General features: G+C 71.5%; 23 protein-coding genes and 1 tRNA gene. 15 read left to right on the top strand and 9 right to left on the bottom strand.

Annotated features, from left to right (window positions below; translation table 11 throughout):
- The first annotated feature begins 121 nt into the window (after window positions 1–121).
- The 3 genes from AB6A69_RS03970 to AB6A69_RS03960 are packed head-to-tail and all read left to right on the top strand — an operon-like array spanning window position 122 to window position 2,987.
- Window positions 122–1,537 (top strand): YcjX family protein, encoded by a 1,416-nt coding sequence (locus AB6A69_RS03970; protein ID WP_371059791.1) that lies wholly within the window; start codon window positions 122–124, stop codon window positions 1,535–1,537.
- Window positions 1,534–1,983, top strand: a complete 450-nt coding sequence (locus AB6A69_RS03965) for a GNAT family N-acetyltransferase (RefSeq protein WP_371059790.1) — start codon at window positions 1,534–1,536, stop codon at window positions 1,981–1,983. Before AB6A69_RS03970 ends, AB6A69_RS03965 begins: the two co-directional genes overlap by 4 nt.
- A complete protein-coding gene (locus AB6A69_RS03960) occupies window positions 1,980–2,987 on the top strand; it encodes a YcjF family protein (protein ID WP_371059789.1) in 1,008 nt (335 codons plus the stop codon). The genes AB6A69_RS03965 and AB6A69_RS03960 overlap by 4 nt, the downstream gene beginning before the upstream one ends.
- 147 nt (window positions 2,988–3,134) lie before the next feature.
- Here the strand turns inward: AB6A69_RS03960 and AB6A69_RS03955 are convergent, their stop codons facing one another.
- A complete protein-coding gene (locus tag AB6A69_RS03955; protein WP_371037037.1) occupies window positions 3,135–3,563 on the bottom strand; it encodes a peptidylprolyl isomerase in 429 nt (142 codons plus the stop codon).
- A gap of 188 nt (window positions 3,564–3,751) precedes the next feature.
- Here AB6A69_RS03955 and AB6A69_RS03950 point away from each other — a divergent pair, with 188 nt between their 5' ends.
- The 10 genes from AB6A69_RS03950 (at window position 3,752) to AB6A69_RS03905 (ending at window position 13,345) form a co-directional block, all read left to right on the top strand.
- Window positions 3,752–4,441 carry a haloacid dehalogenase type II gene (locus tag AB6A69_RS03950; protein ID WP_371037038.1) on the top strand — a complete coding sequence of 230 codons (690 nt, stop codon included), beginning with the start codon at window positions 3,752–3,754 and terminating at the stop codon, window positions 4,439–4,441.
- Entirely contained in the window at window positions 4,438–5,274 is an 837-nt protein-coding gene (locus AB6A69_RS03945) for an alpha/beta fold hydrolase (protein ID WP_371059788.1), read from the top strand. The genes AB6A69_RS03950 and AB6A69_RS03945 overlap by 4 nt, the downstream gene beginning before the upstream one ends.
- The gene (locus tag AB6A69_RS03940) at window positions 5,271–6,245 is read left to right on the top strand and encodes a threonine/serine dehydratase (RefSeq protein WP_371059787.1); all 975 of its coding nucleotides are present in this window, start codon (window positions 5,271–5,273) and stop codon (window positions 6,243–6,245) included. The genes AB6A69_RS03945 and AB6A69_RS03940 overlap by 4 nt, the downstream gene beginning before the upstream one ends.
- Window positions 6,246–6,312: 67 nt before the next feature.
- The gene (pobA, locus tag AB6A69_RS03935; protein WP_371059786.1) at window positions 6,313–7,482 is read left to right on the top strand and encodes a 4-hydroxybenzoate 3-monooxygenase; all 1,170 of its coding nucleotides are present in this window, start codon (window positions 6,313–6,315) and stop codon (window positions 7,480–7,482) included.
- Window positions 7,482–8,270, top strand: a complete 789-nt coding sequence (pcaD, locus tag AB6A69_RS03930; protein WP_371059784.1) for a 3-oxoadipate enol-lactonase — start codon at window positions 7,482–7,484, stop codon at window positions 8,268–8,270. Before pobA ends, pcaD begins: the two co-directional genes overlap by 1 nt.
- A complete protein-coding gene (locus AB6A69_RS03925) occupies window positions 8,263–8,979 on the top strand; it encodes an alpha/beta fold hydrolase (RefSeq protein ID WP_371059783.1) in 717 nt (238 codons plus the stop codon). The genes pcaD and AB6A69_RS03925 overlap by 8 nt, the downstream gene beginning before the upstream one ends.
- Window positions 8,976–10,298 carry a lyase family protein gene (locus AB6A69_RS03920; RefSeq protein WP_371059782.1) on the top strand — a complete coding sequence of 441 codons (1,323 nt, stop codon included), beginning with the start codon at window positions 8,976–8,978 and terminating at the stop codon, window positions 10,296–10,298. Before AB6A69_RS03925 ends, AB6A69_RS03920 begins: the two co-directional genes overlap by 4 nt.
- Window positions 10,295–11,527: an MFS transporter gene (locus tag AB6A69_RS03915; RefSeq protein ID WP_371059781.1), complete on the top strand. Its 1,233-nt coding sequence runs from the start codon at window positions 10,295–10,297 to the stop codon at window positions 11,525–11,527. The genes AB6A69_RS03920 and AB6A69_RS03915 overlap by 4 nt, the downstream gene beginning before the upstream one ends.
- Before the next feature lie 175 nt (window positions 11,528–11,702).
- Window positions 11,703–12,935: a mandelate racemase/muconate lactonizing enzyme family protein gene (locus AB6A69_RS03910; protein ID WP_371059780.1), complete on the top strand. Its 1,233-nt coding sequence runs from the start codon at window positions 11,703–11,705 to the stop codon at window positions 12,933–12,935.
- Between the two features lie 56 nt (window positions 12,936–12,991).
- Window positions 12,992–13,345, top strand: a complete 354-nt coding sequence (locus AB6A69_RS03905; protein ID WP_371059779.1) for a metalloregulator ArsR/SmtB family transcription factor — start codon at window positions 12,992–12,994, stop codon at window positions 13,343–13,345.
- 24 nt (window positions 13,346–13,369) lie between these two features.
- On the opposite strand, the gene AB6A69_RS03900 is transcribed toward AB6A69_RS03905, so the two are convergent.
- The 5 genes from AB6A69_RS03900 to AB6A69_RS03880 all read right to left on the bottom strand — a co-directional run bounded on the left by AB6A69_RS03900 (window position 13,370) and on the right by AB6A69_RS03880 (window position 19,755).
- Entirely contained in the window at window positions 13,370–15,268 is a 1,899-nt protein-coding gene (locus tag AB6A69_RS03900) for an acyl-CoA synthetase (RefSeq protein ID WP_371059778.1), read from the bottom strand.
- 131 nt (window positions 15,269–15,399) lie between these two features.
- Complete coding sequence (locus tag AB6A69_RS03895) at window positions 15,400–17,193, bottom strand: ABC transporter transmembrane domain-containing protein (protein ID WP_371059777.1); 1,794 nt, start codon at window positions 17,191–17,193, stop codon at window positions 15,400–15,402.
- Window positions 17,194–17,277: 84 nt separating this feature from the next.
- A tRNA-Gly gene (locus AB6A69_RS03890) sits at window positions 17,278–17,351 on the bottom strand.
- Between the two features lie 63 nt (window positions 17,352–17,414).
- Entirely contained in the window at window positions 17,415–18,083 is a 669-nt protein-coding gene (locus AB6A69_RS03885) for an SOS response-associated peptidase (RefSeq protein ID WP_371059776.1), read from the bottom strand.
- 94 nt (window positions 18,084–18,177) lie between these two features.
- On the bottom strand, window positions 18,178–19,755 hold the full coding sequence (locus AB6A69_RS03880; protein ID WP_371059775.1) for a bifunctional UDP-sugar hydrolase/5'-nucleotidase: 1,578 nt from the start codon (window positions 19,753–19,755) through the stop codon (window positions 18,178–18,180).
- 149 nt (window positions 19,756–19,904) lie between these two features.
- On the opposite strand from AB6A69_RS03880, the gene AB6A69_RS03875 reads away from it, so the two are divergent.
- Both AB6A69_RS03875 and AB6A69_RS03870 read left to right on the top strand, forming a co-directional pair.
- The gene (locus AB6A69_RS03875; protein ID WP_371056243.1) at window positions 19,905–20,246 is read left to right on the top strand and encodes a DUF952 domain-containing protein; all 342 of its coding nucleotides are present in this window, start codon (window positions 19,905–19,907) and stop codon (window positions 20,244–20,246) included.
- Window positions 20,243–21,301, top strand: coding sequence for a quinone-dependent dihydroorotate dehydrogenase (locus AB6A69_RS03870; RefSeq protein ID WP_371059774.1), 1,059 nt, complete (start codon window positions 20,243–20,245; stop codon window positions 21,299–21,301). The genes AB6A69_RS03875 and AB6A69_RS03870 overlap by 4 nt, the downstream gene beginning before the upstream one ends.
- Here AB6A69_RS03870 and AB6A69_RS03865 read toward each other — a convergent pair.
- The 3 genes from AB6A69_RS03865 to AB6A69_RS03855 are packed head-to-tail and all read right to left on the bottom strand — an operon-like array spanning window position 21,298 to window position 23,559.
- Window positions 21,298–22,632, bottom strand: a complete 1,335-nt coding sequence (locus tag AB6A69_RS03865) for an MATE family efflux transporter (protein WP_371059773.1) — start codon at window positions 22,630–22,632, stop codon at window positions 21,298–21,300. The genes AB6A69_RS03870 and AB6A69_RS03865 overlap by 4 nt on opposite strands.
- The gene (locus tag AB6A69_RS03860) at window positions 22,622–23,137 is read right to left on the bottom strand and encodes a PaaI family thioesterase (protein ID WP_371059772.1); all 516 of its coding nucleotides are present in this window, start codon (window positions 23,135–23,137) and stop codon (window positions 22,622–22,624) included. Before AB6A69_RS03860 ends, AB6A69_RS03865 begins: the two co-directional genes overlap by 11 nt.
- Window positions 23,134–23,559, bottom strand: coding sequence for a PaaI family thioesterase (locus tag AB6A69_RS03855; protein ID WP_371037055.1), 426 nt, complete (start codon window positions 23,557–23,559; stop codon window positions 23,134–23,136). Before AB6A69_RS03855 ends, AB6A69_RS03860 begins: the two co-directional genes overlap by 4 nt.
- Window positions 23,560–23,561 lie beyond the last annotated feature (2 nt).

Here is a 23,561-nt window from a genome sequence, read left to right as displayed (position 1 = left end):
CGGCGCCAGACTGCCGCGCCGGGCGCGCGCCGGCAATCGGAAAGCGGGCCGGTCCGCGGCCTCTGGCCAGCGCCCGGCGCGGTGTCTATCGTGGCCCGGCGTCAGAGGGGAGCATCGCGCCTTGGTCATCGGAACGCTCGCCGACGGGCTGGCCCGCGGGGTCGAAAGCGTCGGCGACAGGATCAGCGAGACCTTCTTCGAGCCCGTCATCCGCCTTGGCGTGACCGGGCTGTCGCGGGCGGGCAAAACCGTTTTCATAACCTCGCTCGTGGCCAACCTGATCGAGCGCGGCCGGATGAGCGGGCTCGCCGCCGCCGCCGAGGGACGGATGGAGGCCGCCTACCTTCAACCGCAGCCCGACGACACGGTACCGCGCTTCGACTACGAGACGCATCTTGCCGCGCTCACCGCCGCCGCGCCGCACTGGCCCGAAAGCACGCGCTCGGTCAGCGAGCTGCGCCTGTCGTTCCGGGTCCGGCCCACGGGGCTTCTGGGCGGGTTGGCGGGGCCGCGCATCGTCCATCTGGATATCGTGGACTATCCCGGCGAATGGCTTCTGGACCTGACGCTGATGGAACGCAGCTACCGCGAATGGTCCGAGGAAACGCTCGCGCGGCTCGACGCGCGGCCGGGTGGCGGGGACTACCTGCGCGCTGCCGCCGCCGCGTCCGGCCGCGCCGACTGGGAAGAGCCCGAGGCGAAGGCGCTGGCAGAGGCCTACACCGCCTATCTGGCCCAGGCGCGCGCGGCGGGGTTCTCGGATCTCTCTCCGGGCCGGTTCCTGATGCCCGGCGACCTCGCGGGCTCCCCGGCGCTGACCTTCGCGCCGCTGCCGCCCGAGGCGTCGCCGCCCCGCCGCGGGCTCTGGCGAGAGATGGAGCGGCGCTACGACGCCTACAAGCGCGCCGTCGTGCGCCCCTTCTTCCGCGAGCATTTCGCCCGGATCGACCGGCAGGTGGTGCTCGTGGACGTGCTCGGCGCGATCCATGCCGGCCCCCGCGCGGTCGAGGACCTGCGGCGCACCATGGCCGACATCCTGTCGGCCTTCCGCCCCGGGCGGAACGACTTCCTGCGCCAGATCCTGCGCGGCAAGCGGGTCGAGAAGATTCTCTTTGCCGCGACGAAGGCCGACCACCTGCACCACAGGCAGCACCCGCGCCTCACGGCGATCATCGAAGCGATGATGCGCGAGGCGCGCGAGCGCGCCCATTTCGCCGGCGCGGAGACATCCGCGCTTTCCATCGCGGCGTTGCGCGCAACCACCGAGGAGACGGTGACCCACGAGGGAGAGGAATTGCCCTGCGTGCGCGGCCGCCTCCTGGAAACCGGCCGGCAGGCGGTCTTCCACCCCGGCGCGTTGCCCGAAAATCCAGCAGACCTGCTCGCCCCCGCGCGCGAGGGCCGCGCGGAGTGGCTGGAGGCGGACTTTTCCAACATGCGCTTCGCGCCCGCGCCGCTGACCCTGAAACCCGGCGATGGGCCGCCCCATATCCGGCTCGACCGGGCGGCGCAGATCCTCTTCGGGGACCGGCTGTGAAGGTCGCGCTCGCCCCCGCGCGCCCATGGGACGCGCGCCCGCTCGCCCGGATCCTCGGCGCGTGGAGCCGCGAGACGCCCTGGATGGAGCAGCCGCTCGACACCGCGGAGGACCGCCTCGCCCTCTGCCGCCTCATCCGCGAAAGCGACGTGGTCACGCTCAGAACATGGCGTGGCCCGGTGGCCTTCCTCGCCCGCCGAGACACGGAAATCCATGCGCTTTACGTCGCGCCCGGCGCGCGCGGGCAGGGCCTTGGAAAGCGGCTTCTCGACGAGGCAAAGGCGCGATCCGACCGGCTGACGCTCTGGACCACGCAGGCCAATGACGGGGCGCGGCGGTTCTATGCCCGCGAGGGGTTTCACGCCGTGCGCCTCGGCCGCGGCGAAGGCAACGACGCGGAGCTGCCGGACATGCGGCTCGCCTGGCAGCGGGAGGAGGCGGGATGAGCCGCAAACAAGGTCCGGTCCTGATCGAGATCGACGAGGAGGAGGCGCCCGGCGCATCGCCCGCCGACGCGCCGCCCGTTCCCGACCTCGACGCACCCGCCGCCGAGGGTCGCGCGATGCAGACGGCCGCGACGCTCGCCGCGCGCCGCGGCGGACGACTCGGCGCGTGGTTCTGGGGCCTTCTGCTCGCCTTCGTGGCCACGGCGGTGTCCCTGGCCGCGTGGGATTTCATCACCGGCCTCATCGCGCGGCTGCCGGTGCTGGGCTGGACGCTGGCGGGGATGGGCGCCGCGATCCTTGTCCTGCTCGCCGTGATCGTCGTGCGGGAGGCGGCCGCCATCGCGCGGCTCGGGCGGATCGACCGGCTCCAGCGCGAGGCCGACGCCGCGCTCGCAGGTCAGGATCTCGACGGTGCCCGCGCGGTGATTCGCCGTCTCGAGGGGCTTTACCGCCAGCGTCGGGATACCGGGTGGGCGCGCGCGCGTCTGGCCGAGCGCGAGGCCGAGATGCTGGATGCCGACGCGCTTCTGGGGCTCGCGGAGGCCGAACTGCTCGCCCCGCTCGACGCCGCCGCCCGCCGCGAGATCGAGGCGGCGGCGCGGCAGGTGGCCGCCATCACGGCCATCGTGCCGCTGGCGCTTGCGGACGTGATCGGCGCGCTCACCGCCAACACCCGCATGATCCGGCGCATCGCGGACATCTACGGCGGCCGGTCGGGCACGCTGGGCAGCCTGCGTCTCTTGCGCGCGGTCTTCACGCACCTGGTGGCCACCGGCGCGGTGGCCGTCGGCGACGACATGCTGTCCTCCATTGCGGGCGGCGGGCTGGTGAGCCGGCTGTCGCGGCGCTTCGGCGAGGGCGTGGTGAACGGCGCGCTGACCGCGCGTGTGGGCGTGGCCGCGCTGGAGGTCTGCCGCCCCCTGCCCTTCCGCCGGCTGTCCCGGCCTTCGGTGAGTTCGATCGTGAAGCGCGCGCTGACGGGGCTTTTCGCGTCGCCCCGCTGACCCGGCGCGGCACGCCATCCGCGCATGACGGAAAGGAAAATCGCGCCCGAAGGCGCGATGGAGGCCGGAGTGCATCCGGCGGTGCGGGGACCGGGGCGCGCATTCTGCCCACCGCCGGCGCCCGTCATGGCGCTTGGGGCCTGGGGCTCAGGCGATCTCGACCAGTTCGATGTCGAAGCTCAGATCCTTGCCCGCCAGCGGGTGGTTGGCGTCGAGCACCACCTCCGCGTCGGTGACTTCTGCCACGGTGACGGGCATCACCTGCCCCTGCGGCGTCTGCACCTGAAGCTGCGTGCCGACGTCGAGCGGGATGTTGTCGGGGATCTCTCCGCGCGGGACGGATTGACGGGCGTTCGGGTCGTGCTGGCCATAGGCATCGTCCGCCACGATATCCACCTTCTTGGTGTCGCCGACGGTCATGCCCGGCAGGGCCGCCTCGAGCCCGGGGATGATCTGGCCCGAGCCCACGGTGAACTCCAGCGGTTCGCGCCCCTCGCTCGAGTCGAAGGTGGAGCCGTCGGCCAGGCGGCCGGTGTAGTGAATGCGGACGGTATCGCCCTGTTTGACCTCGGTCATGGTAATTCCATCAGTTGTTTGGGGGGGGGAGTCGTGCTTTCGAGGCCGCGTCTCACGCCGCGGGTTCTCGTGTTGATCGCACAAAGGTGAGGTTTCCGTCCCCGGATGTAAACCCCGCCGCCCCGGCTTTTCGCCTTTCCCGCTGCGGCGCGCCGTGCCAGTCTCCGGGCCCGACCGGGAGGGAAAGCATGGCCATCACCACCTGCGTGTTCGACGCGTACGGCACGCTTTTCGATGTCTCCGCCGCTGCCCGCGAGGCCGCCGGGGAGCCCGGCCGGGCGGCACTGGCCGAACGCTGGGCGGCGCTCGCCGAGGCGTGGCGGCGCAAGCAGCTGGAATATTCGTGGCTCCGGGCGGTGACCGGCGCACATGCCGATTTCTGGACCGTGACCGCCGAGGCGCTCGACTGGACGCTCGAGGCCGAGGGGCTGGACGGAGACGACGAGCTGCGGAGCAGGCTTCTCGCGCTCTACCGCGAACTCGGCGCCTATCCGGAGGTGGCGGGGGTGCTCGGCGCGCTGAAGGCCGGCGGCAGGCGATGCGCGATCCTGTCGAACGGCAGTCCCGACATGCTGGCCGGCGCCGTGGAGAGCGCGGGCATCGGCGACGCGCTCGACGCGGTGCTTTCGGTCGAGGAGGTCGGAATCTTCAAGCCGGCGCGCGCGGTCTACGACCTCGTCGAGGCCCGTCTCGGCGCGGCGCGGGGCGAGGTGCTTTTCGTGTCGTCGAATGGTTGGGACGCCGCGGCCGCCGCGGGATACGGCTTCGTGACGGCCTGGGTGAACCGCGCGGGCGCGCCAATGGACCGCCTGCCGTGGCGGCCCGCCCATGTGCTTCGGGACCTCTCCGACATCCCCGAACTCGCGAGGTCGGCATGACGCGACAGTTCCGCTCCGATGACGGGCTCACGCTCGCCTATGACGACACGGGCACGGGCCACCCGCTGCTGTGCCTCGCCGGGCTCACCCGGAACATGGAGGATTTCGCGCCCGTCGCGGAACGCTTCGCCGGGTGCGCGCGGGTGATCCGGCTGGACAGCCGCGGCCGGGGCCGGTCGGACCACGATCCGGACTGGCGCAACTACACCATCGTCCGGGAGGGGCAGGACGCGCTCGCCCTGCTCGACCATCTCGGGATCGCCTCGGCGAGCATCCTCGGCACCTCGCGCGGCGGCCTGATCGCGATGTGGCTCGCCGTGGCCCATCCCGAGCGCGTGCGCGGCATCATCCTGAACGACATCGGCCCGGTCATCGAGCCCGACGGCCTGGCCGCGATCATGGACTATCTCGGGCGCCGCCCCGCCTATGCCACGATCGCGGAGGCCGCGTGGGCGCTGCCCGCGGCGATGGCCCCGGGGTTTCGCAACGTGCCGGCAGAGACCTGGCGCGCCCATGCCGAACGGCTCTGGACCGAAACGCCCGAGGGGCTCGAGATCCGCTACGACGCGCATTTGCGCGACGCCGTTCTGGAGCAGTCGGCCACCGGGTCGCTGCCCGATCCCTGGACCCTTTTCGACGGTCTGGGCGATATCCCGCTCGGCCTCGTTCGCGGCGCGAACTCGGACCTGCTGAGCGCCGCCACGGCGGCCGAGATGCGCCGCCGCAGGCCCGACATGCTCTTCGCAGAAATCCCGGACCGGGGGCACGTTCCGTTCCTAGACGAGCCCGAGGCGGTGCAGCTGATCGAGACCTACCTGGAGCGCGCGGGATGACGCCCGAACTGGTAACCGCTGCCGAGGCGCGGCTCGATGGGGTCGTGCGGCGCACGCCGCTTCTGTCCTCGCCCTTTCTCGACGAGATCGCGGGCCGGCGCGTGCTGGTGAAGCCCGAATGCCTTCAGCACACCGGCAGCTTCAAGTTCCGCGGCGCATGGTCCGCCCTTTCGGCGCTGGAGCCCGAGACGCGGGGGCGCGGCGTGATCGCCTATTCCAGCGGCAACCACGCGCAGGGCGTGGCGCTGGCGGCGCGGAGGCACGGGGTGCCGGCGGTGATCGTGATGCCCAAGGACGCGCCGCGCCTGAAGATCGAGAACACCCGCGCGCTCGGCGCCGAGGTGGTGCTTTACGACCGCGCGAATTTCGACAGCCGCGAGGAGATCGGCGGCCGCCTGGCCGCCGAACGGGGCCTCACCCTCGTGAAGCCCTACGATGATCCGCAGGTGATCGCGGGACAGGCGAGCGCGGGGCTCGAGATCGCGGCGCAGGCGGCGGAGGAGGGGATCGAGGCGGCCGACGTCCTGGTCTGCTGCGGTGGCGGCGGGTTCTCGGCGGGCATCGCGGTCGCGCTGGAGATGCGCGCGCCGGGGCTGCGCGTGCGCACCGTGGAGCCCGAGGATTACGACGACACCGCGCGCTCGCTCGCCTCGGGGCGGCGGGAGCGCAACGCGGCCGAGGCCGGCGGGCTCTGCGACGCGATCCTGACGCCCTCGCCCGGCGAGCTGACCTTCCCCGTCCTCCGGCGCCTCGCGGGGCCCGGCCTCGTGGTGACCGACGAGGAGGCGATGCGCGCGATGGCGCTGGCCGCCACGCGGCTCAAGCTGGTGGCGGAGCCGGGCGGCGCGGTGGCGCTGGCCGCCGCGCTCTTCCACGCCGACGAGATCGAGGGGGACGCCGTGATCGCGACGATCTCGGGCGGCAACGCGGATCCCGGGATCCTCGCCCGCGTGCTGGAACGCTTCGGCTGAGCCCGGCGCGCATTGACTTGCCTTGGCCGAGCGGATTTCCTCCGCGCAGGAAATCCAGGGAGGGCACATGCGCACGCAGGTCGCGATCATCGGGGGCGGGCCGTCGGGGCTTCTTCTTTCGCAGCTTCTGCACAGCGCGGGGATCGAGAGCGTCGTGCTCGAGCGCCGCTCGCGCGACTACGTGCTCTCGCGCATCCGCGCGGGCGTGCTGGAGACCGGCCTCGTGGACCTGATGCACGAGGCGGGCGTGGGAGACCGGATGGAGCGCGAGGGCTTCGTCCATGACGGCACCCTTCTCGCCAACGGGAACGAGCAGTTCCGGATCGATTTCAAGGCGCTCACGGGCAGGCACGTCATGGTCTACGGCCAGACCGAGGTGACGCGCGACCTCTACGAGGCGCGCGATGCCGCGGGCGGCACCGTGATCCATGAATGCCGGGGCGTGAAGCCCCACGACCTCGACACCGCGGCTCCCTTCGTCACCTTCCTCCACGACGGGAAGGTGAACCGGCTCGACTGCGATTTCGTGGCGGGCTGCGACGGCTACCACGGCCCCTCGCGCCAGGAGATCCCGACGGCCGAGCGGACCGAATACGAAAAGACCTACCCGTTCGGCTGGCTCGGCGTCCTGTCCGAAACGCCGCCCGTCGCCGACGAGCTCATCTACGCCAATTCCGAGCGCGGCTTCGCGCTCTGCTCCATGCGCAACGACAGCCTGTCGCGCTACTACATCCAGTGCGACCTCTCCGACAGCCCGGACGACTGGACCGACGACATGTTCTGGGACGAGCTGAAGCGCCGCATCCCGGAAGAGGCCGCCGACCGGCTGGTGACCGGGCCGTCCATCGAGAAGTCGATCGCGCCGCTGCGCAGCTTCGTCTGCGAGCCGATGCGCTGGGGGCGGCTTTTCCTGTGCGGGGACGCGGCGCATATCGTGCCGCCGACCGGCGCGAAGGGGCTGAATACCGCCGCCTCCGACGTCCACTACCTCTTCAACGCGCTCAGGCACTTCTACCACGACAGGGACGATGAAGGGCTGGAGAAATACTCCGAGACCGCGCTTGCGCGGATCTGGAAGACCGAGCGCTTCAGCTGGTGGTTCAGCTCGCTCATGCACCGCTATCCCGACCAGTCTGGGTTCGACCTGCGCATGCAGCAGGCCGAGCTCGCCTTCCTGCGCGACAACGAGGCCGCGCAGAAGGCCATGGCCGAAAGCTATGTCGGGCTGCCCTACTGATGCGCGCGGCGGACGTGAACGGGGTGCGCCTGCACTGGCGCGAGGACGGTGACCCCGAGGGCGCGCCGGTGGTCTTCGCCAACTCGCTCGGCACCGATCTGCGGCTCTGGGACGCGGTTCTCCCGCACCTGCCCGCGGGGCTCAGGATCATCCGCTACGACAAGCGCGGCCACGGCCTTTCCGAGGCGCCGCCCGCGCCCTATGCGATGGGCCAGCTCGTGAGCGACGCGGAGGCGCTGCTCGACCATCTGGGCGTGCGGAACTGCGTCTTCGTCGGGCTCTCGATCGGCGGAATGATCGCGCAGGGCCTCGCCGTGAAGCGGATGGACCAGATCCGCGCCGTGGTATTGTCGAACACCGCCGCCAAGATCGGCACCAAGGAGATGTGGGAGGACCGCATCGCCACGGTGCGCGCCCAGGGCATCGAGGGCCTCGCCGACCCGGTGATGGAGCGCTGGTTCTCCGCCGCCTTCCGCGCCACGCCCGAGCTCGCGCTCTGGCGCAACATGCTGGTGCGACAGCCGGCCGACGGCTACGCCGGCTGCTCGGCGGCGATCTCGGGCACCGATCTCTACACGCCGACGAGCGGGCTGCGCCTGCCGGCCCTCGGCATCGCGGGGGACGCCGACGGCTCCACCCCGCCCGACCTCGTGCGCGAGACGGTAGAGCTCATCCCCGGGGCGGAGTTCCGGCTCATCCGCGGCGCGGGGCACCTCCCCTGCGTCGAGAAGCCCGGGGAATATGCCGAGATCCTCGCGGAGTTCCTGCGGCGCGTGGGGCATGTCTGAGGTCCTGCTGGTCCACGGCTCCTGCCACGGCGCCTGGTGCTGGCGCGACCTGATCCCGGCCCTCGCCGCGCTGGGCCACGAGGCGCGCGCCATCGACCTTCCGGGCCACGGGGCGGACGCCACGCCGCTCGCGGAGGTCACGCTCGACGCCTATGCCGACGCGATCCTCGCCGCGCTCGGCCGCCCGGCGATCCTGGTCGGCCATTCCATGGCGGGCTTCGCGATCACCGCGGCGGCCGAGAAGGCCCCCGAGAAGATCGCGCATCTCGTCTATCTCTGCGCCTACGCGCCGCGCAGCGGCGTCTCGCTTGTCGAGATGCGGCGCGAGGCGCCGCGCCAGCCGCTTCTTCATGCGCTCGAGAAATCGGCCGACGGGCAGAGCTTCACGGTGCGCCCCGAGGCGGCGGCGGGCGTCTTCTACCAGGACTGCCCCGAGGAGGCGGTGGCCTTTGCCGTCCCGCGGCTCTGCCCGCAGGCCATCGCGCCGCAGGCCATGCCGATCACGCTGACGGACCGCTCCACCAGCCTGCCCAAGAGCTACATCCGCTGCACCGAGGACGGCACCATCCCCTACGAGTACCAGGTGACGATGACCGAGGGCTGGCCCGAGGGCAGCGTCGAGGACATGCCGACCGGCCACTCGCCCTTCTTCGCCGATCCCGAAGGGCTCGCCGCCCGCCTCGCCCGGATCGCGGAGCGTGGGCGATGACCGGGACGTCCACGCTTTACGGGCGGCTCTTCGACGCGGGCGAGGGCGCGCGCCTCTTCACCGACGCGGCGGAGCTGCGCGCAATGCTCCTCGTCGAAGGCGCGCTGGCGCAGGTGCAGGGCCGGCTCGGCGTGATTCCCGAGACGGCGGGCGCCGCGATCCACCGGGCATCGCTCGAGGTGACGCTCGACCCGGCGGCGCTGGCCGAGCCGACGCGCCGGAACGGCGTCACCGTGCCGGGGCTCGTGGCCGCCTTCCGGGAGGCGATGGGCGCGCCCGAGCACGCGCAATACGTCCACTGGGGGGCGACGAGCCAGGACATCCAGGACACCGCCCTGATGCTGCGGCTGCGGCAGGCCCTGACGCTCGCCGAAAACGCCCTCGCGAAGACGGCGGGCGCGCTCGGGGCGCTCGCGGAGGCCCATGCCGAAACGCCGATGGCCGCGCGCACCTACGGCCAGGTCGCGACGCCCACGAGCTTCGGCGCGGTGGCCGCCGGGTGGGGCTGGCCCCTTCTCGACCTCGTCGAGGAGCTGGGGGCGCTGCGTCCCCGGTGCCTCTGGGTGTCGCTTTCGGGCGCGGCGGGTACGGCGGCCGCCTTGGGCGCGGCAGCGGCGGAAACGCGGGCGGGCCTCGCCGCCGCGCTGGGGCTGGAGGATCCGGGCCGAAGCTGGCACGCCGACCGGGGCCCGGTGCTGCGCCTCGCGGGCTGGGCGGAACGGCTCGCCGCCGCGCTCGGCAAATTCGCCGAGGATCTCCTGCTCATGACCCAGAGCGGCCTTGCCGAGCTTCGGCTGGGCGAGACGGGCGGCTCCTCCACCATGCCGCAGAAGGCGAACCCCGTCGGCCCCTCGGCGCTTTTCGCGCTGACGCGGAAGGCGCGCGCGGAAGCGGCGCTTCTGGCCCAGGCCGGCAGCCCGCGGCAGAACCGCGACGGCGCGGCCTGGTTCACCGAATGGCTCGCCCTGCCGGAGCTCTGGCGCGCCACGCTGGCGGCCGCCCACGGCGCGCGAGAGATCGCGGGGACGCTCGCCCCCGATCCGGGCGCCATGGCCGCCGGGCTCGCGGCAAGCGGCGGCGCGCCCTATGCCGAGGCGCTGAGCTTCGCGCTCGCCGGGGAGATGCCGCGCCCGGAGGCGCAGGCCGAGGCCAGCCGCCTCGCCGCCGAGGCCGCCGCACGGGGCCGCCCGCTCGCGGAGCTCGCGCGCGGGGCCCATCCCGGGCTCGACCCCGCACTCTTCACGCCCGCGCGGCAATTGGGCCAGGCGCCCGCCGAGGCGCGAGCCTTCGCGGCGGCGGTGGCGCGGCGCGGGGCATGAGCGCCCCGGGCGAGGCCGGGGCGGCGACCTCGCGCCTGCCGATCCTCTTCATCATGATGACGGTGATGATCGACTCCATGGGGATCGGCCTCATCCTGCCGGTGCTGCCCGATCTCATCCTCGAGCTGAACGGCGGCACGCTCGCCGCCGCGGCGATCTGGGGCGGCATCCTCTCGACCTCCTTCGCGGTCATGCAGTTCCTGTGCGGGCCGCTTCTGGGAACGCTGTCGGACCGCTACGGGCGGCGGCCCGTGCTTCTCGTCTCGGTGGGCGTTATGGCGCTCGACTACCTCGTGATGGCGCTGGCGGGCACCATCTGGCTTCTGCTCGGGGCGCGCGTCGTCGCCGGCGTCACCGCCGCCACCCAGTCCACCGCCACGGCGTTCCTGGCCGACATTTCCGCGCCGCACGAAAAGGCCGTGCGCTTCGGCCTTGTCGGCGCGAGCTTCGGCCTCGGCTTCGTGCTGGGCCCGCTCCTCGGCGGTCTGCTCGGCGAGATGGGGACGCGCGCGCCCTTCTACGCCGCCGCTGCGCTCGCGGCGCTCAACCTCGCACTGGGCTGGCTCGTCCTGCCCGAGACGGTGACCGACGCGACCCGCCGCGCCTTCCGCTGGCGCGCGGCCAACCCGCTTGGCGCGGTGCGCCATCTCGGGCGGCTGGACGGCGTGCGCGTTCTGCTTGCCGTCTATTTCCTCTACCAGCTGGCCTTCTACGTCTATCCCGCCACCTGGGCCTATTTCACGCAAGCGCGGTTCGGCTGGGATCCGGGCCTCATCGGTGTGTCGCTGGCCGTCTTCGGCATCTCGATGGCCGGCGTTCAGGGTGTCCTGATCCGGCCCGCCCAGCGCCGCCTCGGCGAGCCACGCATGGTGCAACTGGGCCTCTCGCTCTGCATCGCCGCCTTCGTCACGCTCGCCGCGCTTACCGACGGGCGGGTCGCGCTCGCGCTGATCCCGGCGGCAGCGCTCGGCGCAGTGGTGGCGCCCTCGCTTCAATCGCTGATGTCGCGCGCCACGCCGGGCGACGAGCAGGGCGCGCTGCAAGGGGTGCTGACCAGCGTGAACGCGGTGGCGGTGATCCTCGCGCCGCTTGTCATGACGGGCACCTTCGCCGCCTTTACCCACCCCGCCGCGCCCGTCTACCTGCCCGGCGCGGCGTTCCTGCTCTCGGCCGCGCTGGTCGCGCTGGCCCTGGGCCTCTTCCTGCGCTGCGGGCCTGCGTCCGGCTAAGCGGCCCGGAACGAAGACCCGGCGCGAAAGCAGGCCGCGGCGCACCCACCGGGCCGCTTCGGGATGCCGGCGATCGGCTTGCAGGGGGCGTCGCGCCGGACATGGGCGCTGGCGGCGCGCGGCGAAACGTGATCGTCTCGACACCGCATGCAAGGCGACAGCGAAAGGAGCCCGGATGAGACTGGCCGACCTCGACGTCATCGTGACCGCGCCGCCGGCCCCCGGCTGGGGCGGGCGCTACTGGATCCTCGTGAAGGTGACGACGGACACCGGAATCACCGGCTGGGGCGAATGCTACGCAAGCGCGGTCGGCCCCTCGGCGATGGAGGCGGTGCTTCGCGACGTCTTCGCCCGCCACATGGAGGGCGAGCATCCCGAGAACGTCGAGCGCATGTTCCGCCGTGCCTACTCCGCGGGCTTCACCCAGCGCCCGGACCCGACGGTGATGGGCGCCTTCTCGGGGCTCGAGATCGCCTGCTGGGACATTCTCGGCAAGGATCGCGGCCGCCCGGTCTGGGCGCTGATCGGTGGGCGGATGAACGAGCGCGTACGCGCCTACACCTACCTCTACCCGCGCCCGGGCCACGACATGACGGCTTTCTGGACCTCGCCCGAGATGGCCGCCGAGAGCGCCGTGGCCCTCGTCGAGGAGGGGTACACGGCGGTGAAGTTCGACCCGGCGGGCCCCTACACCATGCGCGGCGGGCACCAGCCGGCGATGTCCGACATCTCGCAATCGGTGGCCTTCTGCCGGGCCATCCGCGCGGCGGTGGGCGACCGGGCGGACCTGCTCTTCGGCACCCACGGGCAATTCACGACCGACGGCGCGATCCGGCTCGGCCAGGCGCTCGAGGCCTACGCGCCGCTCTGGTTCGAAGAGCCGATCCCACCCGACAACCTTCTGGAATTCCAGGAGGTCGCGCGCGCAGTGCGGATCCCCGTCGCCACCGGGGAGCGGCTGACGACCAAGGCGGAATTCGCCGCACTTCTGCGCACGGGCGGGGCGCGCATCCTGCAACCCGCACTCGGACGCGCGGGCGGCATTTGGGAGGCCAAGAAGATCGCGGCGATCGCCGAGGTCTTCAACGCGCAGATGGCGCCCCACCTCTATGCCGGCCCGGTGGAATGGGCCGCCAACATCCACCTTGCCGTGTCGATCCCGAACCTGCTCGTGGCGGAGACCATCGACACGCCGTTCCATCGCGACCTGATCCGCGGCGCGATCGCGGTCGACGATGGCTTCGTGCCCGCGCCCGAGGCGCCGGGGCTGGGCATCGAGGTGGACGAGGCGCTGGCGCGCGCGCATCCCTACACCGGCGGGCAGCTGCACCTCGAGATGCAGGAGGCGCCCTGCAATTACCGTGATGGAAATGTCTTCCTCGGAGGCGCGCCACCAGAGCTCCCTTGATTCGCGCCCGCCTCGCGTCATATTCTTTCCGTGTGATACGAATGGAGTCGCTTGCCATGGCCGATCCGGCAATGGAAAAGATCGCGGCGATGTCGGCGCCGGCCGCCCCCCCGGACGAGATGGCGCGCAACGCAGCCGACGCCGCGGCCTACCTGAAGACACTGGCCCACGAGGGCCGGCTGATGATCCTGTGCCATCTCGGATCGGGCGAGAAATCCGTGGGCGCGCTGGAGCAGTTGCTGGACATTCGCCAGGCGGCCGTAAGCCAGATGCTGGCCCGGCTTCGTGACGAGGGGCTGGTGCGGACGCGGCGCGAAGGCAAGACCATCTACTATCGCCTCGCCGACGACGGCACGCAGGAGGTCATCGGCCTGCTCTACCGGCTGTTCTGCGAACGGCGGGCGGGCTGACACCACCCCCAGCGCCGAGACATCCTAGGCAGCAGTGCCGGCCTGCGCGGGAACCCGCTGCCACGAGCGAGTGAAGGCGCCGAGGACATGCCCGACGGCCTCGTCGTCGGCCGTGCCCTCGACCTGCGCCACCAGTCCGCGCTTCTTGTCGTCCACGACGTCCACGATGCGCGCGTCGAGGCCCGCCTTCTCCAGCGCCTCGCCGTAGACGCGCCGGATGGCGCGCTTGCGGAGGTCCGGCTTGAACACCTTGCCGACCGCCGTCTTCGGCAATTCGTCGAGCACCTCGATATGCTTGGGGAAGGCCGCGCGTTCGTGGATGTGCACCTTGCAATGCTCCATCAGCTCCTCGGCGCTCACGCTTCCGCCCTCGACGAGTTCCACGAAGGCGCAGGGCAGCTCCCCGGCATAGGCGTCGGGCTGACCGATCGCGCCGGCGAAGGCCACGTCGTGATGGGCCAGCAGCGCTTCCTCGATCTCGCCCGGATCGATGTTGTGCCCGCTGCGGATGATGAGGTCCTTGGCGCGGCCGGTGATCCAGAGATACCCGTCCCCGTCCACCCGGCCCAAGTCGCCCGTCCGCAGGTAACGCCCCTCGTGGAAGAGATCGCGGTTCTTGTCGTCCTCGGTGTAGGTCTTCCCGGCATAGACGCCCGGATTCGAGACGCAGATCTCGCCGATCTCGTCCACGTCGCATTCGCGCGGCCCGCCGTTCTCCTGCTTGACGATCTTGACGTCGGTGTAGGGGAACGGAATTCCGATGGAGCCCACCTTCTTCGTGCCTTCCGGCGGGTTGCAGGAGACGAGGCAGGTGGCCTCGGTCAGCCCGTACCCCTCGACGATGGTGACGCCGCTGGCCTTCTCGAAACGGTTGAACAGTTCGAGCGGCATCGGCGCCGATCCCGAGAAGGACGTCTTCACGCTGGAGATGTCGGCGTCCACCTTGCGCTGCATGAGCGCCGCCACGGCGGTCGGCACGGTGATCACGAAGGTGGTGCGCCACCGCTCCACCAGCTTCCAGAAATTGTCGAAAACCCCCTCGCCGCGATAGCCCGCCGGGGTCGGGAAGACGACATGCGCGCCGGAGGCGAGCGCGGCCATCACGATGACGTGGCAGGCGAAGACGTGGAAGAGCGGCAGAGGGCACATGATCGAGTCCTCCTCGGTGAAGAGGAGGCGCTTGCCGACCCAGCCGTTGTAGATCATTCCCGAATACCGGTGCTGCGCCACCTTGGGCATGCCGGTGGTGCCGCCCGTGTGGAAATAGGCGGCAACCCGATCGCCTGACGCGTCCTCGAACCCGAGCGTGTCGGAATGGCGCGCCACCTCCTTCGCGAAATCCTTCACGTCGGCGTGGTGGCCGTGCGGCGGCTTCGGACGGATGAGCGGCACGATCCAGCTCTTGGGCGGGGTCAGGTAGCGATTGAGGTCGACCTCGAGCACGGTGTGCACGCGCGGCGCGTGGCGCACTGCCTCGGCCACCTTTTCCGCGACGTCGGTCTTAGGGAAGGGCTTCAGCGTGACGACGACCTTCGCGTCGGTCTCGCGCAGGATCGCCCCGATCTGCTCGGGCTCGAGCAGCGGGTTGATCGGGTTCACGACGCCCGCGACCATGCCGCCCAGAAGCGTGACGATGGTCTCGTTGCAGTTGGGCATGACGTAAGCGACCGTGTCGGTCTCGCCCACGCCGAGATCCCGGAAAAGGTTGGCGGCGCGGTTCACCCGCGCGCGCAGCTCGCGCCAGCTCAGCGTTTCCGCCTTGTCCTTCGGGCCCGACAGGATCTGGAAACTCGTGGCCGGGCGGTCGGGAAACTTCCCCGCCACGGCGTCGAGAAAGCCATGGATCGTCCGGGGAAGGTCGCGCGCCTCCCAGCTCATCTCGTTCTCTATGGCGTGCTTGTCCTGCAACGACGCGAAAGCCATGCGGTGTCTCCTCCCTCCAGGGCCAGGGGCCCGACACGCGTCCATGCGACACAAAACCCGCCGGCCGCGCAACCGCGCAAATTGCCCTGGCCGCGACGTCACCGCGGGCGCGAGCGTGTCGCGGTGCGGCTCTATTCCGCCGCCATGCCGTCGGTGAACTGAAGCCGCGCGAGACGCGCGTAAAGCCCGTCCTCGGCGACGAGCCGGTCATGCGGCCCCTCCGCGACGACGCGGCCCTGTTCGAGCACGACGATCCGGTCCGCCTTCTTCACGGTCGCGAGGCGGTGCGCCACGATGATCGTCGTGCGATCGCAGCTCAGCCGGTCCACGGCCTGCTGCACCGCGCGCTCGCTTTCCGCGTCGAGCGCCGAGGTCGCCTCGTCCAGAAGCAGCACCGGCGCGTCGCGCAGGATCGCGCGGGCGATGGCGATGCGCTGTTTCTGCCCGCCCGACAGCATCACGCCGCGCTCGCCGAGGTAGCTGTCATAACCATCCGGCAGACGCTCGACGAAATCATGCGCGGCGGCGGCGCGGGCGGCGGCCTCCACCTCGGCGTCGGTCGCGTCGGGCCGCCCGAAGCGGATGTTCTCGCGCGCCGAGGCGGCGAAGATCACCGGATCCTGGGGCACCAGCGCGATCGCGGCGCGGAAGTCGCGGCGGCGCATCGCCGCGAGATCGGTCCCGTCGAGCAGGATGCGCCCCTTGTCGGGATCGTAGAAGCGCAGCAGAAGCTGGATGATCGTGGTCTTGCCCGCCCCCGACGGTCCGACGAGCGCCACGGTCTCCCCCGGCGCGATGCGGAGGTCGACGCCGTCGAGCGCGGGATCGCCGGGCCGCGCGGGATAGGCGAAATGAACATCCTCGAAGCGGATCTCGCCCGCCACCGGGGCCGGCACGGGCGCGGGCGTCTCGGGGTCACGCACCGAATCGGTCGCACGCAGAAGCTCCACCAGCCGCTCGGTCGCGCCCGCGGCGCGCTGCAACTCGCCCCAGATCTCCGACAGCGCGCCAACCGAGCCTGCGACCATCACCGAGTAGATCACGAACTGCACCAGCGTGCCCGGCGTCATGCCGCCGCCGCGCACGTCGCGGGCGCCGATCCAGAGCACGCCGACGATGCCGGTGAAGACCAGGAAGATCACGATCGCCGTCATCAGCGCGCGCGTCTCGATGCGCCGCCGCGCGGCGTCGAAGCTCTTTTCGGTGACATCGGCGAAAAGCCCGCGGGTCTGGCGTTCCTGGGTGAACGCCTGCACCGTCTGCACCGAGGAAAGCGCCTCCGACGCGCTGCCCGAGGAGGCGGCGATCCAGTCCTGGTTCTCGCGCGAGAGCGCGCGCAGCCGCCGGCCAAGCAGGAGAATCGGGAACACCACGGCCGGCACGATCAGCAGCACCATCGCCGTGAGCTTGGGCGAGGTGGCCAGCATGAGCGCGAGCCCACCCACGAAGATGAGCGTGTTGCGCAACGCGATCGACACCGAGGATCCGATCACCGACAGGATCAGCGTGGTGTCCGTGGTGATGCGCGACAGCACCTCGCCGGTCATCAGCTTCTCGTAGAAGGCCGGGCTCATGCCGATCACCCGGTCGAACACGCTCTTGCGGATGTCGGCCACCACGCGCTCGCCGAGGCGCGTGACCAGCATGTAGCGCACCGCGGAGCCCAGCGCGAAGAGCCCCGCGATGGCCAGCGCCGCGGCGAAATACTGGTCGAGGATGCGGCCGTCCTCCACGCCGAAATTGTCCACCACCCGGCGGACCGCCAGCGGCAGGATCAGCGATACGACCGCCGTCGCCACCAGCATGACGAGCGCGGCGCCCAGCAGCACGCGGTAAGGGGCGATGAAGGGCCAGAGCTCGGACAAGGCGCCGATCCGGCGCGACTTCGCGCGATCGGCATCCTGCTTCGGCGGGGCGTCGGCCATGCAATTCTCCTAAGACACCGCCTGTTAATGCCACGCCGGGCGCGGGGGTCAAGCGGGGTCGGGCGGAGCGGCGGGTTCCGGGGCTGGAGCGGGCAGCGGGAATCGAACCCGCACCAAGAGCTTGGAAGGCTCGTGTGATACCATTTCACCATGCCCGCGCCGATCTCGTGATTAAGACATGGCGCGGGGACGGTCAAGATACCGGCGCCCTCGGCGCGGGCTCACGCCCCGTCGTCGAGCGGCTCGATCAGCCCGGGCCCTTCCGCGCGGTTCGAGTTCACCCGGCGGTCCACGCGCCAGGCGCGCAGCGTGCCTTCGGGCGCCGGCCGCATGAGCCGCGCCGCGCCGTGGCCCGCCTCGCCCAGCCAGAGCGCCCAGTCCTCGGGGGACAGGATCACCGGCATCCGGTCGTGGATGTGGACGATGTCGGCGCTGGCCGGGCAGGTGACGATGGCACAGCTGCGCACCGTCTGCGTGCCGTCGGTCCAGTCGCGCCAGATCCCGGCGAAGGCCATGCCGCCCTCGGGGCCCGCGAGATACCAGGGCAGCCGCACGCCGCTTTCGTCCTTCGTCCATTCGTAGAAGCCCGAGGCCGGCACGAGGCAGCGGCGCTCGCGCGCGGCGCGGGCGAAGGCGGGCTTCTCGGCCACGGTCTCGGCCCGCGCATTGATCAGAAGCGGCCCGTCCGTCGGCGTGTCGTACCATTGCGGCAGGAACCCCCAGCGCATCGCGCCCAGCCGCCGGCCCGTCTCCTCCCGCCAGACCGTGGCCACCCCCGTCGTCGGGCAGATGTTGTAGTCGGGCAGCGCCGGCAGGTCGTTTGCGGGCTGCGCCTCGAAGAGGCGCGCCATGGCGTCGGGGGGCAGCGTCAGGGCGTAGCGTCCGCACATGGGGCGCGAGCCTAGCGCGCGGCGCCGGCACGCTCCAGCCCCGCGCGGACGCGGCGCACGCCCCGGCCCCGCATGGGGGCCGGGGCGGGGCGGGTCACTTGCGGGTGATGCGGCCCTCGGTGAAGGGCGTGTAGGGGCCGTTCCGGGCCAGGTAGTCGGCCACCACCTCCTCGAGCCCTGGCCCGTAATCATAGGCGTTCATGGCCTCGCTGGCGAAGACCGAGTAGCCGTCGCCGCCGCCCCGCATGTAATTGTTGGACACGACGCCATAGGTGGCCTCGGGGTCGAGCGGCTGCCACGCGCCGTCCACCATCACCTGCACGTCGCTCACCCGCGCGCCCGGCGGCGCCGCCGGGTCGAACGCATAGCGCAGCCCCGCCACCTGCGGGAACCGGCCCGCGCCCTCCTCGATCTGGCTCACGCCGTTCTCCAGCGCGGTCAGAACGTCGGCGCCCCCGAGCTGGAAGGTGGCGAGCGTGTTCTGGAAGGGCAGCACGGTCAGCACCTCGCCCATGGTCACCGGGCCCGCGTCGATCGAGGCGCGCAAGCCGCCGCCGTTCTGGATCGCGATCTGGATGCCCTGGTCGCGAACCCGCGCCAGCATGGCGTCGGCCACCAGGTTGCCCATCTCGCATTCGCCCGCGCGGCAGCTCGACCGGTCGCCGTCTATCGCTGCCGCCGTCTCGGCCACCACCCGCGCCTTGATCTCCTCCAGCGGCTGGGCGAACTCCGCGACCCGCGCCGCGATCGCCGCGTCCTCGGGCACGGAGGCGTCCAGAAGCAGCGTGTCGCCCTCGGCCGAAACGACCTGACCGGCCGCATCGAAGGTGACGACGAGATGCCCGAGATACTTGCCGTAGGCATAGGCCTGCGCGATCGGCACGCCGTTTTCCAGCTGAGGATAGGCAAGCGCGCCCTCGGTGGTGTTGGACATCAGCGTATGGGAGTGCCCGCCCAGGATGACATCGATCCCCGGCACCGCGCCGGCGATCTCGCGGTCCTTCGGCAGCCCCACATGGGTGAGCGCCACGATCCTGTCCACGCCCTCGGCCTCGAGCGCCTCGACCTGCGCGCGCAGGCTCTCGATCTCGTCCTGGAAGATCACGCCGGGGCCCGGGCTCGCGGTCTCGGCGGTGTCGGTGGCCAGCGCGGAGACGATGCCGATCCTCTGCCCGCCCGCCTCGAGGACCACCGGCCCGCCGACCCGGCCCTTGAGCAGGTTCGAGCGCGAGAGGTCCAGGTTGCCGGACACGACCGGGAAACTCACGTTGTCGAGCAGGACGGAAAGCCCCTCGGGGCCGTCGTCGAATTCGTGGTTGCCGACCGCCATGGCGTCGAAGCCGATCCGCTCCATCATCTCGGCCGCGACCCGGCCCTTGTAGGTCGTGTAGAAGAGTGAGCCCTGATACTGGTCGCCCGCATCCAGCACCAGAAGCGGCGCATCGCCGATCTCGGCGCGTTTCGCCTCGATCGCGGCGGCCAGCCGGGCCGCGCCACCGAAGCACTCTCCGGCGGCGTTGTCCTCGGGCGCGCAGGTGCTGTCGAACCTGTTGATCGGCTCGATCCGGCTATGGAAATCGTTGACGTGCAGGATGTGCAGCATGTCGTCCGCAACCGCCGCCCCGGCGCAAAGGGCCAGGGCCGCGGCGCCGCAGAAGAATCTTGGAAGCATCTTGTGTCCTCACTCGCGGGTTCTTGCCGTGAAACGGTGCCGCGCGCGGGCGCGCGTGGCAACGGTATTCTGGGCCGCCGCCCGTCGCGGAGCGCGCCCGGGCGCCGGAGCGCTTGACCGCCGCCCGCCCGCGCGGCAGGAGTGCCGCCATGTTGATCTACAAGATCCTGAGGCCCGCGGAGTGGGCGGCGCTCGACGCCCGGGGCGAGACACGCGGCGCGCCCGTGGACGTGGACGACGGATTTGTCCATTTCTCCACCGCCGAGCAGCTTCGCGAGACGGCGGCGAGGCATTTCGCCGGCGAGGAGGACCTCGTGCTGGTGGCGATCGAGGCCGACACCCTCGGCGCGGCGCTCCGCTGGGAGCGCTCCCGCGGCGGCGCGCTCTTTCCGCATCTCTACGCCCCGCTGCGCCGGGACGCGGTGCTGTGGCACGCGCCGCTGCCCCTCGGCCCGGACGGGCGCCACCGCTTCGGGCGGGACATCCCGTGAGGGCCGTGGAACGCGCGGGGCTCGCGCTCCTGCGCCGGATCGACGCCGAAACCGCGCATGGTCTTGCGCTTCGCGCGCTTCGGGCCGGCGCGGTGCCCATGCCCGGCCTCGTCACCTCGCCGCGGCTGCGCACGAGCGTCGCGGGGCTTGCGCTTGCGAACCCGATCGGCCTTGCCGCCGGTTTCGACAAGAACGCCGTCGCGCTGCACGGACTCGGGCGCGCCGGCTTCGGTTTTCTGGAGGTGGGCGCGGTGACGCCCCGCCCGCAGCCCGGCAACCCGCGCCCGCGCCTTTTCCGGCTGCCGGAGGCGCAGGCCGTCATCAACCGCTTCGGCTTCAACAACGACGGGATGGAGGCGGTGGCGGCGCGCCTCGCCGAGCGCCCGCGCGACACGGTGATCGGCCTCAACCTTGGCGCGAACAAGGACAGCGCCGACCGCGCCGGCGACTTCGCCCGCGTGCTCGCCCATTGCGGCCGCTGGCTGGATTTCGCGACGATCAACGTCAGCTCGCCCAATACCGAACGGTTGCGCGACCTTCAGGGGCCGGAAGCGCTTGCCGCGCTCGTCGCAGGCGTGCTCGAGGCCCGTGACGCGCTCGCGCGGCCGGTTCCCGTGTTCCTGAAGATCGCGCCAGACCTGTCGGGCGCCGAGCTTGCCGATATCGCCGCGGTGGCGCGCGCGGCCGGCGTCGACGGGATCGTGGCGACGAACACGACCGTCTCGCGCATCAGCGTCTCGGGCCCGGTCGCGGAGGAGACCGGGGGCCTTTCGGGCCGGCCGCTCTTCGAGCGATCGACCACGGTGCTGGCACAGCTGTCGCGGCTCACAGACGGCGAGATGCCGCTGATCGGGGTCGGCGGCGTCGCGTCGGCGCGCGACGCCTACGACAAGATCCGCGCCGGCGCCTCGGCGGTGCAGCTCTATACCGCGCTCGCCTATCGCGGCTTGTCGCTCGTGGAGGACATCGCCCGCGGCCTCGACGACATTCTGGCCCGGGCGGGGTTCGCGAATGTCGCCGAGGCGGTGGGGACGGGCCGGGACGACTGGCTCTAGCGCGCCGCCGCCCGCTCGAGCGCGGGGTAGCGAAGCCCGAGCGTGACGCCGCGCGCCACGAAGGACACCAGCAGCGCTGCCCAGAGCCCGTGATTGCCGTAGGCAGGCACGAGCGCCAGCGCGGCCGCCAGATAGATCGCGAAGCTCAGCACCATCATGTTGCGCATGTCGGCGGTGCGGGTGGCGCCGATGAAGATGCCGTCGAGCATCCAGCTTGCCAGCCCGAGAAGCGGCGCGGCGACCATCCAGGGCAGGAAGACGCGCGCCTCGGCCCGCACCTCGGGCGCGGTCGCCATCAGGTCGATGATCGCGGGGCCGCCCAGCGCGAAGGCCACCGCCATGCCCGCCGAAGAGAGCCCGCCCCAGATGCTGGAGACGACCGCGCCGCGCCGCAACGCGGCCACGCTCCGCGCCCCCATCGCCTGGCCCACGATCGCCTCGGCGGCGAAGGCGAAGCCGTCGAGGGCGTAGGCCGTGATCTGGAGGAACTGCATCAGCACCTGGTTCGCGGCCAGCGTGACATCCCCGAAATCCGAGCCCACGAAGACGAAGGACACGAACACCGCCTGCAGGAGCAGCGACCGGATCAGGATGTCGGTGTTCACCACCGCCATGCGACGCAGCCGCTCGCCGTCCATGACGCGGGCCCAGTCGCGCCACTCGGGCCGGCGGAAGGCGTCGCGGCAGAGCCAGAGGCCCAGCGCCAGCGCGGACCACTCCGCCAGGAAGGTGGCGAAGGCCACCCCTTCCACGCCCCAGCCGAGGCCGAGGACGAACCAAAGATCGAGCAGGATGTTGACCCCGTTCATCCAGACCTGCAGCACCAGCACGGCGCGCGTGCGCTCCAGCGCGATGAGCCAGCCGGTCAGCCCGTAGATCGCGATCGCGGCGGGCGCGCTCCAGATGCGGACGGAGAGGTAGCCCTGCGCGAGCGCCTCCACCTCGGCGCTTGCCGGGGCGAGGCCCAGCGCGGCCGCGAAGAGCGGCAATTGCAACAGAACGAGCGCCGCGCCGGCCGCGAGACCGATCAGGACGACCCGCGTCAGAAGCGCCGCCACCTCCGCGCCGTTCCCCGCCCCCTCGGCCTGCGCGACAAGGCCCGTGGTGCCCATGCGCAGAAAGCCGAAGACCCAGTAGACGGCCGAGATGACGATGGCGCCGATGCCCACCGCGCCGATCGGCGCGGCCTCGCCCATCTGGCCCACCACGCCGGTGTCCACCGCGCCCAGAAGCGGGATCGTCGCGTTCGAGATCACGATGGGGATCGCGATCTTCAGCACACGGGCATGGGTGACGGGGCGCGGGCTGCGCGGCGTCGCCTCAGCCGTCATCGTCGCGCGGGGGCATCAGGAAATGGCCGGTCGCCTGCGCGAAGAGGCGCGAGCGGTTGTCCTGCCACGCCTCCACGTGGACGCTGGCATAGCGCCGGCCCGAACGGTTGACGCGCGCCCGGGCATAGGCGTCGCGCGGCAGGCCCGGGCGCAGGTAGTCCACGGTGAAGTCGATGGTCTTTGGCAGGCGCGGCAGTTCACCGGCGGCCAGCCTGTCGGGGTCGAGCGCGCCCGCCTCGATGTCGGGCCAGAGCATCTGCCACGACAGTTCGATGACCGCGGCGACCTCGAGGAAGGCCGCCGTCACGCCGCCATGGATGGCCGGCAGCATCGGATTGCCGATCAGCTTCTCGTCGAAGGGCAGAAGCGCGGTCAGCTCGTCGCCACGGCGGTCGAACCGCACGCCCAGATACTGGATGTAGGGCACACCCTCGACGAGCGCGGTGAGCGCCGCGTCGCGCCGCTGCTTCACCGCCTGCACCGGGTCGGGTCGGCTCGCGCTCATCGCGGGGCTTCCACCGTGAAGGCGCCGGTCGCCGTGGCCACGGGGCGGCTCTCGTCGTCGTCGAAGGCGGTCGCGCGCACGAAGGCGACCGAGCGGGTCACGCGGTAGCAGGTCGCGTGGGTGCGGATGTCCTGCCCGGGCGTCGCGGGCCGCATGTAGTCGATCCTGAGGTCGATGGTGGCGGTCGCCCCGGGCGAGGCGGGATGGCTCATCACCGCCGCGCCTGAGCAGGTGTCCATCAGCGCGGAGACCGCGCCGCCGTGAATCACCCCGGTCTCCGGGTCGCCCACGAAGCGGGCGTCGTAGGGCATCCGCATGGACGCCTCGCCCTCGCCGACATGGGTGAACTCCATGCCGAGCGCCCGGGCGTGCGGGATCGCCTCGGTGAACTGCCGGGCCATCCTGGTCTTGTCCACGGCCATGT

Source organism: Rhodosalinus sp. 5P4, from assembly GCF_041365695.1.
GTDB lineage: Bacteria > Pseudomonadota > Alphaproteobacteria > Rhodobacterales > Rhodobacteraceae > Rhodosalinus.
The sequence above is the reverse complement of the archived record's forward strand: the minus strand, read 5'-3'. Positions and strand labels throughout refer to the sequence as shown.